Raw genomic sequence first — 16,332 nt, forward strand, 5'->3', positions numbered from 1 at the left:
GGGGGATGAGCACATGTATAGAAGGAATGTCTGGATCGATTCCGTCGTGCTTATATTTCTCACAGCGGCTGCCTGTATCATGCTTCTGCCGTATGGATGGATGGTGTTATCCTCTCTGAAAAGCAACATGGACATCATTTCGGGAAAAAGCGGATTTTTTCCCGAACATCCGAGTCTGGACGGTTATAAAACGGTTCTGCGGGATGCGCCGTTCGGCAAATGGCTGTTCAACAGCGCGGTATCGTCGGTGATCATCACGGCAGCCACATTGTTTACGAGCGCTCTCGCAGGATACGTGTTCGCCAAGCATCATTTTAAAGGAAAGAAGGTGTTGTTTCTTCTCATTTTGGCGACGATGATGATTCCTTTTCAGGTGATCATGATCCCGACTTATTTGATTACCGCCAAACTGGGGCTCATCAATCATTTGTTCGCCATTATTTTACCCAATCTTGTAAGCTCCTACGGCGTCTTCTTGGCCAAACAGTTCATTGAGGACATTCCGCAGGATTTGCTGGATGCAGCAAGAATCGACGGTACGGGTGAGCTGAGGCTCATGCTGAGCATCATTGCGCCTCTCATCCTGCCGATGCTTTCGGCGCTCGGCATTTTCACGTTTATGAGCGCATGGAACAATTATTTATGGCCGCTCATTGTGCTCAACGATATGAATAAAATGACGGTTCCCTTGGCTTTGGTTTACTTCAACGGCACGCATGTCGTCAATTACAACGTGGTGATGTCGGCCGCCGTGTTGATCACGATTCCGGTTGTTGCGGTATTCCTTATTTTTCAGAAGCAATTTATTAAAGGTTTGACGATGACCGGAATGAAATAAACATACATGAGGAGAAGGGCTATGACTAAAATATCGATTATTGGCGCGGGCAGCGCGTTTACGCAGGATATTGCAACGGACATTTTGACAATCGAAGGTTTGGACGGCGGCACGATCGCTTTGGTAGAGATCGATGAGAAGCGTCTGGATATTGCCGGAAGACTTGTGCTGAAGCTCGTGGAGATGACGGGCAAGAACTGGAACGTCATCGCCTCGACAGACCGAAGAGAAGTTATCGCGGGCTCCCGCTTTGTGATTAACCAAATTGAAGTAGGCGGGCTTGAAAACGTGCGATACGAATACGAAATTCCGTTAAAATACGGCGTCAACCAGTGTATCGGCGATACGATGGGGCCGGGCGGGCTGTTCAAAACGCTGCGCACGCTCCCGAGCTGGATGGAAATTATTCGCGACGTCGAGGAGTTATGTCCGGACTCGGTGATTTTGAATTATACGAATCCGATGTCGGCCGTCACTTTGCTGACTTCGCGCGTGACCGAAATTCCTGTCGTAGGTTTGTGCCATTCGATTCAAAATACGTCCCGCAGGTTGGCGAAATATGCCGGAGTTCCGTATGAAGAGCTGCAGTGGAGGGCCGGCGGGATAAACCATATGTCGTGGTTCGTGGAGCTGACCCATCAAGGCAAGGATTTGTACCCCGTACTGCGCGAAAAGATCAAGGATCCCGAGCTTTTACGGAAAGACCCTGTCCGCTTCGATGCAATGAAATATTTGGGGGCGTTCGTGTCCGAATCAAGCGGCCACTTTTCGGAGTACATCCCATATTACCGCAAGCGTCAGGAGCTGATAGATTTGCACTGCAGCGCCGGTTATAACGGCGCAACCGGTTATTATGCCGATAACTGGCCGACCTGGCGCCGGGAAAACGATGAGAAGATCGTCCAGCAGCTGGAAGGCGCGCGTCCGATAGAACTGAAGAACAGTCATGAGTATGCGGCGGTTATCATTGAAGCCATGTTGAAAAACGAACCTAAGGTCATTTACGGGAATGTGCCTAATCAAGGACTTATTCATAACTTGCCGTACGACGGTATCGTTGAAGTGGCCTGCATGGTAGACCGAAACGGTGTTCATCCATGCCGCTTCGGCAGCCTGCCGGAGCATTTGGCGGCGCTGTGCCGTGCGAATATGGCGTTTTTCGAGCTTGCCGTCGGCGCTGTGCTCAATCGTGACAAAGAGATGGCGCGCCATGCGCTCATGGTGGACCCGCTTTCTGCAGCGGTATGTTCTCTGGCTGAAATCGGCGATATGTTTGAGGAGCTTTATGAAGCGGAGCGGGATTTCGTCCCGGTGTTGCGATGAGAGCGGCCAACGATTGCGGACATACGGTCGTTGTTGTCGGTGAACTCAACGTAGATATCATCATATCCGGCGAAGACGTTGTACCGGAATGGAACCGCGAGAAGACGATCGACCAATTTCAGGTCGTCCTTGGCTCCTCTTCCGCGATAACGGCATGCGCGCTCTCGTGTCTCGGTCTGGACGTCAGGTTCGTAAGCGTAGTAGGGGGTGACGACTTTGGGGCCTTTTGCAAGGATGAGCTGAAGCGCATGGGTGTGAACGTGGAGCATGTTGTCTCCCTGAACGGGGTACAAACCGGCGTTACCTTATCGTTCTCGACACCTTCGGATCGGGGGCTGCTCACATATCCGGGCAGCATCCCTCTTCTGAGCCCGTCTTATGTTCCGGATACGCTGTTGAACGAAGCGAGCCATCTCCACTTCGGCTCTTATTATTTGCAGGATGGGATGAGAGCGCATTGGCCGCAGCTGTTCGGCAAGGCGCACGGACTTGGAATCAGCACGTCCTTCGATACGGGATGGGACGTCCGCAAGATGTGGGATCGGCAAGGGATCGAATTGCTGCTCGCCCATACCGATTTGTTCATTCCAAGTGAGGAGGAAATCCTTCACATCTATGATTCGGCGCAGTTAAGCGAGGCTTTTGCGAAGTTGCCGGAAACCGCATGCACGGTGGCGGTCAAGCAAGGCTCGCGCGGGGCGGCGCTCAGGAAGCCGGACAAGAAGGTGCTTTCGGCAAAGCCTTGCCGGGTAACTCCCGTAGACACGACAGGAGCGGGGGATTGCTTTAACGCCGGAATCATCTACGGTTATCTTCACGGATATGCGGACGAACAGCTGCTTCGCTTCGGCAATGCCTGCGGCGCGTTGTCCACCCAAGGGGTGGGAGGAACCGGGAAGCTGCCGACAGTTCAGGAAGCAGCCCGCTTGCTGGCACAAGATTAGCTCGTCAGATTCGGCATGGCGAAAGGAGGTGATGCGGGAAGTTTCACGACTCTTGCATTCGATAGCCGCAGCTTGAGCGAATTCATTAAAAAAAGCAGGGAGATGATGATTCGTGTTGAAAATCGGAAAAAGTTTGATGGCAGGCATGGCGATTGCTGCAATTAGCTGGATGGTCGGGACGGCTTATTCTACGGTGCCTGCTTCCGCCGCAGGAGTCGAGTATTATGTGTCGGCGAGCGGCAGCGACTCCAATGCAGGAACGATCGGTTCGCCCTGGAAAACGCTCCAGCATGCCGCTGACGTTGCCGTACCGGGGAGTACGGTCTATGTTCGGGGCGGGGTTTATAACCAAAAGTTGAAAATTACCCGCTCCGGATCTCCGGAGCAAGGCCCGATTACGTTCTCCAACTATGCATCGGAAACACCGGTTATCGATGGAACCGGACTTGCCGTCAGCGGGATCGAAGGGATCGTGGATATCGCCGATTCGAGCTACATCACGGTCAAAGGCTTCGAAATCCGCAACTATACTACGGCGACCAGCAATAAGATGCCCGTAGGTATTTATGTCCATGGTTCGGGAAGCAATATCCAACTGCTGGGCAATAAAGTACACGATATTAAAAACACGGCAACGCCTTCGGGAAGCGATCTGCTTGGCCGGGACGCGCACGGTATTGCAGTGTACGGAACGAAAGCGCCCGATCCTATTCGCAATATTACGATCGACGGAAACGAACTGTATAATCTTGTTCTCGGTTCCAGCGAGTCGCTTGTCCTGAACGGAAATGTGGACACATTCTCCGTGACGAACAACCTCATTCACGACAACGATAACATCGGCATCGATATCATCGGCTTCGAGGGCAAATCGCCCGACCCCTCCTACGATCAGGCGAGAAACGGGCTGGTGAAAGGAAACAAGGTTTACAATATCACGTCCAACAACAATCCTTCCTACGGCAAGACACTCCCCAACAACAGCAATGCGGCTGACGGCATCTACGTGGATGGAGGCAAAGACACCGTGATTGAACAGAATTACAGCTACAATAACGATATCGGCATTGAGATCGCCTCCGAGCATGCCGGAAAAGCGACGAGCAACATCACGGTACGCAGCAATATCGTATTTAAAAACAGGCTGACAGGCATTGCGATGGGAGGATACGACACGAAGCGCGGCTCTACCGAGAACTGCAAAGTCGTCAACAACACCTTGTACAAAAACGATACGTTGGGCGATGGCAGCGGCCAGCTGTACGTGCAGTACGATACCAGAAACAACATCATTAAAAACAATATCATGGTCGCGAGTTCTGCGGACGTTCTGATCTATAATGAATATACCAAAAATTCGGGGAACGTCGTCGACTATAATCTTTACTACGCGCCAGGCGGAAGTTCCGGCGCAACCTGGACATGGAAAAACGTAGAGTATACCGGATTTTCCGCCTATAAAACGGGAACGGGCAACGATGCGCATTCCTTGTTTGCCGATCCCAAATTCGTGAACGTATCCGCGGACAATTACCATCTGCAGACGGCTTCCCCGGCTGTCGATGCCGGTTCGACGGACACGGCGGTCATCGGATCGTTCGACATTGACGGCCAGGCACGGGTATCGGGCGCTGCGGTCAACATTGGAGCGGATGAGTAAGTTTTTTACAAGCAAATGAACAACAAAGGGGCTGTCCCGAAGCCGGAGTCATAACGGCTGAGGGATCCGCCCCTTTTTGCTTACGCACATTCTTGAATGACTTCGTTAGAAGTATTACGGGCCTATGAAGGGGGGAACTCGGGTTCGTTCTACTAAAAAGAGAGGGTGTGCCCTCTCTCAATTATAACAATAAGGTAATCGCCAGAAGATCAAACAAAACAAGTGGTAATATGAAAGGAAAAAAAGAAGTATGGACCTTTTTTCCATTATGAACCGAGCTTACTCGTAAATAAACCTTTTTGGCATCTACTTTAACAATCTTACCTTGGTAGACGTTACCATTTTTATTTTTTATTTTAACTACTCGACCAAGATATTTCTTACACTTTTGATAATTCGAAATGACTGACATTCTGCATCCCCTCCTCAATAATGATTGTCCATTATATGTTCGGAGAGAGAATTGTGTGACGGGTTTAATAGAAGGATTGCTCAAGATGGAAGTTTCATACATTTTCAAACAATGGATTTAACGGGCTTCAGTAAAAGAAGGGTTGTAGGTGGTATGCCAGTTCCACAATAATCAGTAGTAACCCGTGGGCGAAGCTTGCCGCACTCTGGCCGCATTAAGGTGAAATTCGATGGTCAGCGGGTTAAACGGGAAGCCCTGCCAAGATTCAAGTGCCAAATCAGACATATGCTGCATCTATTCATCCGAATGATCCCTTAGGTCAAGAAAAGCTGCCGTTCCACCCGGGGCAAACGGGCATACAATGCCATAAGGGGGTGTCTTTCGTTGGCATATCGCATCATTGTGGATTTGTCGGACCATCAGCTGCATCTTCTGGACGGCAGCCGTGTCGTGAAGTCATATCCGGTCGGCGTCGGAAAAATGCTCACCCGCACGCCAACCGGCGATTATCGAATTATTAATAAGCAATTTCATCCGGGAGGACCTTTCGGAGTGCTGTGGATGGGTTTATCCAAGCCGCATTACGGGATCCATGGGACAAACGATCCGTCGTCGATCGGCAGGAATGTTTCCCACGGATGCATCCGCATGTATAATCAGGACGTTTTGGACTTGTCCCGGCGGGTGCCTATCGGCACGCGGGTCACGATCAGGCCGTAACGGCCGGGATGCGAGCCCGCCTTAGGATGCGGCACGACGGTTGCCGCACGAAAACGGATTGTGGTCCGCGGTCCGCGGCTCCGTAACCGGCTCGGTCCTGCAAAACCCGGCGCGAATAGGGGCTTGTTCGGTTTTTGACGCAAAAAAGCCCGTCTTAAAGACGGTTCCGGGTACTTCCGAACTGTGGGTCGTTCTGCAGCCGATACAATAATACATGATGCAGCCACCGCCTCTAGTGAATTTGGTTAACCGGTTTCCGATTGGCACACGGCGTCACCATAAGATTCGCAGATAGAGGGATTATTCAGTCCGTTACTCATAAAATAGTCCGGCCGCGAAAAAAAACAAACCTCCGGGGAACGCCTTTCGGCGCGCGCCCGGAGGTTTGCCGTCGTTGCCGGATCAGCTTCCCGCAAGGGCGCCGATTTCCGAAGCGCTCAGCGCTCGGTTGTAAATGCGGAAATCATCGACCAGCCCGTTCAAATACGCATCCCCCGTATATTGGGATTTTCCGATGTAGTTTTGCGTCGTATTGCCCAGGCTGGACGGCTTCAGGGTCATCGACGTATTCGTCGCTACCGCCGTGCCGTTCACGTACAAGGTGCCGGTCGTGCCGGAAAGCGTCACCGCCACGTGCTGCCATGTCCCCGTCGGCGTAGCCTGCGTATAACTCAGCTGCTGCTCCGCTCCGTTGCCGCCTGTCGTAATGGCATACCGGAGTCCGGCCCCTCCGGGCTGCGGGGATAAGAACATGTAGCTGCCCGTGCCCGTGCCGAAGTCGAAAATGCGGGCCCAATCGCCGAGACTGCCAATTTTGACCCAGGCGCTGATCGTAAAGTCGTTCAGACCGCTTACGATGCCGGAAGGCATGCTGACATAGGAGCTGCTGCCGTTCAGACTAACGGCGTTGCTGATCTTTCCTGCCGCCCATGTCGCGCCGGAACCGTTCAAGGTAGCCGTTCTGCCGCCGCCCGACGAATCCGCAGCGGAAGTTCCGCTCGTTTCGTCGAATTTGTAATGAGCCACCAGGTCGTTGACTGTGGACGTGCCGAACTGCAGCTTCACGTCGTAGGAGGCGGCTGTTCCGACGTTGATGCCGACGACGGTGGGCGTGCCGCTGACGGCGTTTACCGAACCTGCGGCCGAGCCGTTGACCAGGACGTTGTACGTACCCGGCTTCAGCCCGGTAAATGTGATTTTCGTCGTATGCGGGGCGGACGGCAGCAAATTTTTCAAGGTGATGTTGACGTAATCCTTCGTTTTGGCCACCGTCGCTGCGGAATATTGGTCGCGGTCGAGCGCCATGCCGAGCTTTTCGGTAATCAGGTTCAGCTTCTGGAACACGCCGTCCTTCGGCGTGATCACATAGTTCGAGCCGCTCTGCGTTACGTCGGCGCCATATCCGTACAAGCCGAATATCGGATCGACGGCAATGTCGGCGCTGAGAATGCGGATCGCGCCGAACAGTCCGAGGTCGGCTTCGCCTGCCATATCCCGCCAGCCGTTGTGCAAGGTGCCGTTGCCGACGCCTTGGGCGCCCAAATTGCCTTTCTCCGACTGGTAAGTCCACGAGACGGTGCCGATGTTGGCGGGATCCGAGTCGATTTGCCCGGAGTTGATGGCGCTGACGTTGGCGATTTTCGCCGCATAGCTCATCCGCTGGTCGATTTCCGGCGCGGGCGAGTAATTTCTCGTATAATCGTCCATCGCGTAGCCGGCCAGCGACGTCGTGTACTGGAAGTTCCACCACGCTTCGCCGGTAATCGTGACCGGATCGGCGTAATAATACCAGACCGGCCCTGTTCCGCGCACGGCCCGGGTTTTCGTGTTGATTTTGCTCATGATCGACGTGTTGTTGTTCATCTTGGCGAGCGTGTACACCGCTTCTTCACCCGTATTGTCATAGTTGTACTCCGAACCGTACGGATATTTCGTGTTTTTGAAATTGTTGTACTTCGTAGCCATCTTCGAAATGACATCGTTCGCCTGCGTCGTATACCCTTCGTCCTGCAGCGCCTTGATCAGCTCGGGGGTCGTCGATTCGCCCATCAGGCCGGTGTTCCAGTTATAGGCCACTCCCGCGCCGTCGTACAGCGCCTTGAAAATGTTGTACGCCCGCAGCAGATAAGTCGATTTCGTCTCCGTATAGGAGATCAGGGAAGGGTACTTTTGCGCGATTTTGTACATGCTGAAGTAGGTGTTGTAGATGTGCGGGTAAGCGTATCCGCGGTACGTAGGCGTCGTATTCGGCGCCGGCATCAGAAAATCGTAGATCAGGTAGTCGCTGTGATGCCCGGCCATCAAATTCGTCCATATGGTCGTTTTGAGATATTGGTCCAAGGCCGTAACTTCCGTGGCCACCGGGTTTTGCACGTTTTTCTCCGCCAAAAACTCGGCATGCGTGTATCCCCAGTCGTCGCCCCAGCCCCAGTAGCCGGAAAACGAATTCCGTTTTGCTTTCGTATCCATCATCCAGTCGTCGAACGCTTTATCCCGAATATCGCCGGGGACGTTCCACTGCGTTTTTTCCACCATGAAGGTGGCGTGTCTTTGCAGGGCCGTGCCGATCGGCTCGATGGCGTAAAACTGCAGCGTAGTCGTCTCGCCGTTCCCGTAGTTCACGGTGATGTTGTTATGGCCGAGATGGCTCAGCTTCAGCTCGTAAATCTTATGGTCCGTGTCTACCGTGTTCAAATAGGTGATGCTCGTTTCCGCTGGATACTGCGCCGTAATCGAATTGATTGTCTTCGAGGTGTGCAGATCGACCTTCGCCGTCATGTCCGTCGCGAAAATCATGCCCGGCACGACCGTCACGTCGATCAGCCCTTCGCTGTACAGCCGGTTGCTGACATCGCTTTGCCCCGTTACCTTGAAAAATTTGAAGGCGTACGTCTTGCTTTGATTCGGGGCCAAAATGGTGCTCGTGTTCGGAAGATAACCCCGGTTCGTGCTCTTGATGACATTGGAGTTGATGTAAAACACGTTCAGTCCGTTGGCCCAGCCGCCGTTGTCCTGCGCCCATTTGCTGCCCGGATGCTCGGCGTCTCTCCAGTGATCCATGTACTCGAAGCCGGCTCCGGTCGATGCATCCGGAACCATCAGCAAATACGGGCCGATGCCGCTCGGCCTTTGAATCGTAATAAAGGAGCTGTTTTTCCCCGTGAAGGAATGAAAAATCGTGCGGGTTTCGTAAATTTCCTCGTTGTTGCCGCCCGACCAATATTCGTTAAAAGGCAAGGGAAGACCGATATCGCCGAACTCCAGCGTTTGCCCGCTTGTGTTCGTCAGGTTGATCTGCCAGATCAAATAGTCGTTGACCAGCGAGTAGGTTTCGACGAGCTTGAAGTTTTTGATCCCGTTCGCATTGGCCGAATTTTCGTACGAGACGGTGACCGCGTTGCCGCTCTGGCTTTGCGTCCGGACGTCGGACGAGCTTTGCGTCAGCGCTTTCTGCCAGGCGCCGGTGCCGAGCCGGTAAGTAAACATGAGCTCTCCGAGCCATTCATGGTCCGAAGTGTTCTGCTGCGGGGCGTTCGTAGCGTTCATCACGTAGTTGGTCGGATACGTATCCCCGGTCAGCTGAAGCGACGTAATCTCGCCGTTCGAGCCGGTCTGCACGTTGAAGTAGCTGTTCGAGAGCGTGTAGGCGTAAGCTTTCAGGGGGCTTAGGCAAAGGAGCAGGGTCATCGCCAAGCTGCAAGCTGCCATGCCCAAAATGTACCTCGATATGGCCGGGACTTTCTCTTGTCGGGTTGGCGCATCGTTGTCCATCATCATTTCCACCTCCATCGATTTTTGGATTCTGCCTTGGATCGCAGGCATTCTTTCGCCGCTGCGCCATTTGCGCGGCATCACCTCCTTTACTGAGCCAATCCAAACATGTTTGAGCTTCGAAGCCATCCCTTAGCCGGAATGAACACCTTATCCACGAATAATCATTCGCCAAATGGGTTCCGACTTACACACTCCGACTCCTATCCCTTGATGCCTGTCGTTGCAATCCCCTCGATAAAATAGCGCTGACCGATCAGGAACACGATGACGGCGGGGGCGACCAAAATGACGCTGCACGCCATCAGCAGGTTGAAGCGGGTATCAAGATTCCCGCGGAGCGACTGAAGGCCCAAGGCGACCGTGTGATACTGTTCCTTGCCCAAATAAATCAGCTGCCCGAGGAAATCGTTCCAGACGCCGACGAACGTAAACAAGAGGACGACGATGACAGCCGGCTTGGCCAAAGGCATAATGATGCTCCGGTAAATGGTAAAATACCCGGCTCCGTCGATAATCGCCGATTCGTCCAACTCCCGCGGAATCGTGAGCAAAAACTGCCGCAGCAAAAAGATATTAAACGCTCCGCCTCCAAAAAACGCCGGCACGATGAGCGGAAGAAACTGCCTCCAATCGCCGAGCACATTCAGCTTCGACCAGCCGATGTAGGTGGGGACGAGCGTGATGATGGAGGGCAGCAGAATGGTCATGATGACAAGCGAAAACCACATGTTTTTCAGCGGGAAATCGATTCTCGCAAAACCGAAAGCAGCCAGGCTGCTCGTGAACCCGACGCCGATCAGGACGGGAACCAAAATGATGAACGTATTGAGGAACAGCCGACCGAAATGAATGCGCTCCATCACCTCCCTGTAATTTTCAAAAGATAACGTTTGCGGAAACCAAAGCGGCGGAAATTGGAAAATTTCCATCGAATCCATGAACGAGGAGCGCAAAATCCAGTACATCGGCAAAAATACGGTCATTGCGAGCAGCGAAAGGAAACCGTACGAGACTGTTTTCAAGGCAAAACGTCCGAGAGCGGGCATCTTTATTTTTTCCCCCCTTCATAATGAATCCAGCCGGATGCCGCTTTGAACAGCAGGTAAGTCAAGATGGAAACGATCACGAACAGCACCATCGCCAGCGCGCAGGCGTAGCCCATATTTTGATGCTTAAACGCTTCCCGGTAGATGAAAAAAGCAAAAAACAGCGCCGAATCCTCGACCCCTCCGCCATTGGGTCCGCCTACGGCGAACGCCTGGGTAAATGAAGTGATCGAATTCACGAAGCAAAGAATGACGTTATAAAAAATGATCGGGGACATCAGCGGGATCGTCACCGAGGTCAGCTTCGTCCACGCATTGCCGCCGTCGATTTCCACCGCCTCCAGCAAATGCTTCGGCACATCCTGCATGCCGGCCAGGAAGATGACGATGATATTGCCGGCTCCCCACATCGCCATCATGATCAAGGTCGGAACCGACGATTTCGGGGAACTGAACCACATTTGCTTGTCGATGCCGAACCATCCGAGCATATAATTGACGATGCCGAAATCGACGTCGAACAGCCACAGGAAAATAATCGACGTCGCCAGCACCGGAATGACGGAAGGCAGATAAAACACGGCCCGAAAGAAAGCCCGCCCCTTGATGTCCAGGTTCAGGACGAAGGCGACCAGAAAGCAGAAGACGATGCAGGCGATAACCGATCCGGCCGAATAATAAGCGGTCGCTTTGAGCGATTTCACGAAAAACAAGTCTTCCGTGAAAATATGCTTGTAATTGTCAAAGCCGATCCATTCGGCTTTCTTCAGGATGCTCCAGTCGGTAAAGCTGAGATACAGGCTGTACAGAAGCGGCCCTATCGTAAAAATGAAAATGCCGAGAATGGCGGGCAGTATGCTCAAGTACCCGAACAAGATGCGCTGCCGTTTATAGCTCTTATAGCTTGCTTGCTTGATGGCGCTCACAGCGGCTCTCCCTCCATGTCATTGTAGGGGCCGGGAGAGAACGCAGTGCGCTCCCCCGGCCTTGCAGATAGGCCGATTTCCTGCGATTAATTGGCTTTGCCGCTGTCGAAAATCGGCTTCACTTTGGGCAGCAGCGCGGCGATCGCGTCTTTGGCCGATTTCGAGCCGGACCATACCGCATCCATGGCGGGGTTTACGACTTCGTCGATCCGGTTGTAGGTCGGAAGATAAAACCACGGCGTAGGGGAGGTCGCTTTCATCGCGTAATCGACGACGGCGGTTTTGTACTCCGGCGGATGCACCGGCGATGCCGTCCATTTTTTGACCAGCGCGTCATCCTTGTACCAGCTGACCTCGGTCGGCATCCAGACGCCGCTGTCGAAGTTAGACTGGCTGTTGCTGGGGTCCATGATGTATTTGTACAGCTCGACGGCTTCCTTCGGATGCTTCATCGTGCTGAAGATGGCGACCGGCGTTCCCGTATTGCCGGTGACCGGCGTTTTGAACTTCGGCAGCACGCCTACGCCGTTTTTGAATTTGCCGACGATCGGGTTAATGTTGACGAGCTCCCACTGACCGGAGATGACCATGGCCACTTTCTTCGACAGCAGCTTTTGGCCCATGTCTCCCGGCAGGCCGGAGCTTTGGGCCGGTGTCGGGGAAACGTGCTCGACGAGGGCGAGATCGGCGATTTTTTGCACCGCCTCCACGGTTTCGGGATTCCCGAGGAGCAGCTGCTTGCCGTCGGCGGACACGAGCCCGCCGCCGTTGCTCACGGCGAACGGAATCCAGAAAAACATCGCCGACGTATTCACCTGAGCCCCGTACTGCACGATGTTTTTCGGATCGAAGCCGGCCTCGCCGGGGTGCTTGCCGTTTTTGTCCTTGGTCAGCTTCTTCGCCGTATCGACAAACTGGTCCCAGGTCCACGCTTTGTCCGTTTCGGCAGGAGGGTAGGGAACCTTCGCTTCGTCGAACATATCCTTGTTGTAATGGATCAGGATGACTTCGTTGGCGATGCTGTAGCCGACCGTTTTGCCGTCGGGGGTGACGAATTTGTTGCTTTCCAGCTTCGGCGAGACGGTGCCGTCCTTGTAATACGGCGACAGGTCCATCAGCTTGCCCGATTCCGCCCATTTCAGCGCCTGTCCCTCAAGCAGGTTGCCGATATCGGGAAGCGTGTTCGAGGCGGCCATAGCCGACAGCTTGGCGCCGTAATCGTTGTAAGGAATGTTCTGGTAATCGATCTTGATGTTCGGATGCGTTTCTTCGAATTTGTCCAGCACTTTGCGGTAGGATTTGGCTTCCTCGTTGTTGGCCCAGTCCGTATAGACGAGAGTGATCTTTTCGCCGGAACCGGACGTGCCCGCTTTCGGCGAATCGGCCGGCTTGGCCCCGGGCGTCGCCGTGCCGGAAGCAGGCTCGTTTGAGCTGCAGCCGATCGCGGATACCGCGAGGCTTACGACGGCTGCGGCGATCGTCAAGCTTTTTTTCATCGATCTCATTGATTATCCCTCCAATGGATTTCCATAGCTTTCGCGGACCCAAACCGTCATCTCGCCGAGTCCTCTGTTTGCCCAGGCGAAATAAGGGATGAACGTCGCCGTAACGGGCTCCGTCCGGACCGCTTCATTCGCCTTGTACAGCTGCTGGTCCCACTCCTCCGCTACCGCCCGTTCGGCCGCCGCTTGAATGATCTGAAGTCCTCGAAGCAAGCCGCGGTCAAAATGAGCCGAAGGTTCGGAGGAGGCGGGCAGCGCAAATTGATGCAAGTTCGGTCCGTTATCCGCCTCTTCCAGGCAATAGACGACCGGGCCGCGCTGCAGCGCAACCTTGCCCGCCGTTTCGCGAAGAAGCGGGTGCCCCTTGATCCGCAGCACGGGCATGGCCAGGTCCAGCTCCACCACGTCTTGCGGCTGCCAGTTTCTCACGATGCGCACATAGCCGTCTACCGTGGGATCGGAAGGCCAATCGTCTCCGTTAATGCGAAGACGAGCTTCCGGACACCAGTCCGGAACCCGGACAGCAAGCGTAAACGGGACCGCATTTTCCAAAACCAGCTCGAATTGCACTTTCCCTTCCCATGGAAGCTGTGAATGCTGGATGAGCTTTACCTTATGGCCGTCGGCCATACAGAATTCCGCCTCGCTGCCGATAAACAGGTGGGCATAAACCGTATTTTCCGAGGCCGTATACACATATTGCCCCAGAGAAGCAAGCAATCTGGCGATATTCGGCGGGCAGCATGCGCAGCCGAACCAGCCCTGCCGCTGCGGCTTTACATGATCGAGATTTTTATTTTTGCCGCACGCCTCGGGCCAAACCTCCAGCGGATTCACGTAGAAAAAATGCCTGCCGTCCTGGGACATGCCGCTGATGACCGTATTAAACAAAGCCCGTTCCATAACGTCGGCGTACTCGCTTTTCGCTTCGATCTGCAGCATCCGGTGCGCAAGGAAAATCAGTCCGATCGATGCGCACGTTTCGGCATAAGCGGTATCGCCGGGAAGATCGTAGTCGAGGGAAAACGATTCGCCTTGAGCCATCGACCCGATGGCGCCCGTCACATACATCCGCTTCGACACGATATTTCTCCACAGCCTCCGGCAAGCTTCGAGAAGCTCGAGGTCGCCGGTTTCGGCGGCGACGTCCGCCATGCCGGCGATCAGGTACACGGCGCGCACCGCATGGCCTTCGGCGGTTTCCTGCCGCCTGACCGGCATATGCGCCTGGCTGTAAGCGCGGTCATGCACCATATCGAGCGACGGAAAATGGACCGTTCCGCCGCGGCGGTGAAATTCGAGCTCGTAGAAGCCCGGTTCTTTACCCCGCTCATCCACGAAAAACCGGCTAAGCTCCGCATATGTTTCGTTGTTCGTTGTGCGGGCCAGTTTGATGAGCGCCAGCTCGATCTCCGGGTGCCCGTCGTATCCGCGGATTTTTCCTTCTTCCGGGCCGAAGGCTCCGTCTATGCAATCCGCCAGCCGGCAGGCGACCTCAAGGAGCTTGCTTTTTCCGGTGGCGCTGTAATAGGCGACGGCCGCTTCGATCATGTGGCCCGCGCAGTACAGCTCGTGGCATTCCGCCAGATTGGTCCAACGTCCGCCGGGTTCCTTTAACGTGAAATACGTGTTCAAATACCCGTCGGCCTGCTGCGCCTTGGCGATAATCTCAATCACCTCGTCGGCCAGGCGCCCCAGCTCCGGATTCGCTTCCGCTTCAAGCAAATAACTCACCGCTTCAAGCCATTTGGCGACATCGCTGTCCTGAAACACCATGCCGTAAAACGATCCTTTTTCCAGACCGGCGGCGATTTTAAAATTTCGAATGGCATGGCTTGGCTCCACCCCCTCTATGCGGTCATTCAGCGCCTCCCATTGATAAGGTACGACAACCTCCCGAACGAGCCGGATATATTCGGACCAGAAGTTGTCTTGAATGCTGATTTGGCGCAGCGGCAGCGGTTTAGATTCCGTTGATATCCGCATATAACAGCTCCTTCATTTTTTTAAAATCGCATTATAAAAGTAAACGCTTTATTTATTATCATACATTGTGTATCATGGGATTAATATCCAATTTTGCAACCTGTTTTTTAGAAATTTCAACCTTGAGAGAGGGGGAAGCCGGGTATGAACGGTTCCGTTCTGCATTTCATTTCCCCGCCGATTCCGTATTTCGTTGACTGCGGCCGCGCCTATTATGTTCCCGGAGAATGCCATATTCGCAGAAACTGCATCGGCGTGTTCGATCTGATCGTGGTCACCAAAGGGGCTTTGTTTATGGGAGAGGGCTCGGCGCAGTGGGAGGTGGGGCAGGGGGAGGCTCTGATATTAAGGCCCGACAGCAACCATTACGGGGCCGCACCGTGCCGGCGGGAAACGGAAATCATGTGGATACACTTTCAAACGTTCGGGGCGTGGAACGAATACGACGGGATGAATTCATGTCTGGAGAACCAGTCCGCTCTCATCGACAGTCACAAAAAGAACGCTTACCTGCACCACAGCGAGGTGTGTTCGATTTTTATTCCGAAGCATACGAAGCTGTCCGCGAAAGCGCTCGACGATTTGGAGCAGTTTTATCAGCTCGGGAACGAGCCCAAATCGCTGCGCAACTGGAAAAGGCAAACGGTGTTTCAGCTTTTGCTGCAGCATCTGGACCGGGATTTGGCGTCGCTTATCGATACGGCGGCCGTTCAGCTTGCCGAGAAGGTGGAGATTTTCATCCGTCAAAATTACCGGAAGAAAATAACGAACGCCGTGCTGCAGAAGGAGCTGAGCTATCACCCGAATTATTTGGCGAAATGCATGCTGAAGGTATACGGCATGACGCCGATGGAGTTTTTGACGAAATACCGGATCGAGCAGGCGAAGAAACTGCTCATTCAAAGGGAGTGGTCGATCACGCGCATCGCCGAGGAGGCCGGATTCGCTCACGGCTCGTATTTTTCCTACATCTTCTCCAAGCAGGAAGGAATTTCTCCGTTAACGTTCCGCAAGAAGTTCATCGGCCACCGGTAACGTTCGGGCGAGGCCCCGAGGCGTATATTCCCCGGGCAATAATAGTCTGTGATGCGGAACAGATTGTTTCGTTATCGTCGGTAAAAAAAGGAAAAAACGGAGCTGTGGCGGAACGATTTTGTTCCGTTAAAGCTCCGTTTTCGCGTATGCGGAGGTGAGTATCCCG

At 53.8% G+C, this 16,332-nt stretch carries 12 protein-coding genes; 6 read left to right on the forward strand and 6 right to left on the reverse strand.

Features of this window, described 5'->3' with window-relative positions:
- Window positions 1-13: 13 nt before the first annotated feature.
- From MYS68_RS01520 to MYS68_RS01535, 4 genes are all read left to right on the forward strand, one after another.
- On the forward strand, window positions 14-838 hold the full coding sequence (locus MYS68_RS01520; protein WP_248924127.1) for a carbohydrate ABC transporter permease: 825 nt from the start codon (window positions 14-16) through the stop codon (window positions 836-838).
- A gap of 21 nt (window positions 839-859) precedes the next feature.
- Window positions 860-2,161, forward strand: a complete 1,302-nt coding sequence (gene melA / locus MYS68_RS01525; RefSeq protein WP_248924128.1) for an alpha-galactosidase — start codon at window positions 860-862, stop codon at window positions 2,159-2,161.
- Window positions 2,158-3,105: a carbohydrate kinase family protein gene (locus MYS68_RS01530; protein ID WP_248924129.1), complete on the forward strand. Its 948-nt coding sequence runs from the start codon at window positions 2,158-2,160 to the stop codon at window positions 3,103-3,105. The genes melA and MYS68_RS01530 overlap by 4 nt, the downstream gene beginning before the upstream one ends.
- Window positions 3,106-3,217: 112 nt before the next feature.
- Window positions 3,218-4,765 (forward strand): choice-of-anchor Q domain-containing protein, encoded by a 1,548-nt coding sequence (locus MYS68_RS01535; RefSeq protein ID WP_248924130.1) that lies wholly within the window; start codon window positions 3,218-3,220, stop codon window positions 4,763-4,765.
- Between the two features lie 181 nt (window positions 4,766-4,946).
- Here the strand turns inward: MYS68_RS01535 and MYS68_RS01540 are convergent, their stop codons facing one another.
- Entirely contained in the window at window positions 4,947-5,177 is a 231-nt protein-coding gene (locus MYS68_RS01540) for a hypothetical protein (RefSeq protein WP_248924131.1), read from the reverse strand.
- 384 nt (window positions 5,178-5,561) lie between these two features.
- Here MYS68_RS01540 and MYS68_RS01545 point away from each other — a divergent pair, with 384 nt between their 5' ends.
- Complete coding sequence (locus MYS68_RS01545) at window positions 5,562-5,897, forward strand: L,D-transpeptidase (protein ID WP_248924132.1); 336 nt, start codon at window positions 5,562-5,564, stop codon at window positions 5,895-5,897.
- 402 nt (window positions 5,898-6,299) lie between these two features.
- On the opposite strand, the gene MYS68_RS01550 is transcribed toward MYS68_RS01545, so the two are convergent.
- The 5 genes from MYS68_RS01550 to MYS68_RS01570 form a co-directional block, all read right to left on the reverse strand.
- A complete protein-coding gene (locus tag MYS68_RS01550; protein WP_420852197.1) occupies window positions 6,300-9,605 on the reverse strand; it encodes a DUF5695 domain-containing protein in 3,306 nt (1,101 codons plus the stop codon).
- Between the two features lie 266 nt (window positions 9,606-9,871).
- Complete coding sequence (locus MYS68_RS01555; protein ID WP_248924133.1) at window positions 9,872-10,693, reverse strand: carbohydrate ABC transporter permease; 822 nt, start codon at window positions 10,691-10,693, stop codon at window positions 9,872-9,874.
- Window positions 10,694-10,719: 26 nt separating this feature from the next.
- Window positions 10,720-11,643: a carbohydrate ABC transporter permease gene (locus MYS68_RS01560; protein ID WP_248924134.1), complete on the reverse strand. Its 924-nt coding sequence runs from the start codon at window positions 11,641-11,643 to the stop codon at window positions 10,720-10,722.
- An 86-nt stretch (window positions 11,644-11,729) separates the two neighbouring features.
- A complete protein-coding gene (locus tag MYS68_RS01565) occupies window positions 11,730-13,148 on the reverse strand; it encodes an ABC transporter substrate-binding protein (protein WP_248924135.1) in 1,419 nt (472 codons plus the stop codon).
- 3 nt (window positions 13,149-13,151) lie between these two features.
- A complete protein-coding gene (locus MYS68_RS01570) occupies window positions 13,152-15,131 on the reverse strand; it encodes a glycoside hydrolase family 127 protein (RefSeq protein WP_248924136.1) in 1,980 nt (659 codons plus the stop codon).
- 144 nt (window positions 15,132-15,275) lie between these two features.
- Here MYS68_RS01570 and MYS68_RS01575 point away from each other — a divergent pair, with 144 nt between their 5' ends.
- Window positions 15,276-16,166 carry an AraC family transcriptional regulator gene (locus MYS68_RS01575; protein WP_248924137.1) on the forward strand — a complete coding sequence of 297 codons (891 nt, stop codon included), beginning with the start codon at window positions 15,276-15,278 and terminating at the stop codon, window positions 16,164-16,166.
- Window positions 16,167-16,332: the final 166 nt, after the last annotated feature.

Source organism: Paenibacillus hamazuiensis (genome assembly GCF_023276405.1).
Lineage (GTDB): Bacteria > Bacillota > Bacilli > Paenibacillales > NBRC-103111 > Paenibacillus_AF > Paenibacillus_AF hamazuiensis.

Coding starts and splice junctions, on each gene's coding strand:
- MYS68_RS01520 (WP_248924127.1), top strand. CDS start 14: ATGTATAGAAGGAATGTCTGGATCGATTCCGTCGTGCTTATATTTCTC.
- melA (WP_248924128.1), top strand. CDS start 860: ATGACTAAAATATCGATTATTGGCGCGGGCAGCGCGTTTACGCAGGAT.
- MYS68_RS01530 (WP_248924129.1), top strand. CDS start 2,158: ATGAGAGCGGCCAACGATTGCGGACATACGGTCGTTGTTGTCGGTGAA.
- MYS68_RS01540 (WP_248924131.1), bottom strand. CDS start 5,177: ATGTCAGTCATTTCGAATTATCAAAAGTGTAAGAAATATCTTGGTCGA.
- MYS68_RS01550 (WP_420852197.1), bottom strand. CDS start 9,605: ATGGCAGCTTGCAGCTTGGCGATGACCCTGCTCCTTTGCCTAAGCCCC.
- MYS68_RS01565 (WP_248924135.1), bottom strand. CDS start 13,148: ATGAGATCGATGAAAAAAAGCTTGACGATCGCCGCAGCCGTCGTAAGC.
- MYS68_RS01570 (WP_248924136.1), bottom strand. CDS start 15,131: ATGCGGATATCAACGGAATCTAAACCGCTGCCGCTGCGCCAAATCAGC.
- MYS68_RS01575 (WP_248924137.1), top strand. CDS start 15,276: ATGAACGGTTCCGTTCTGCATTTCATTTCCCCGCCGATTCCGTATTTC.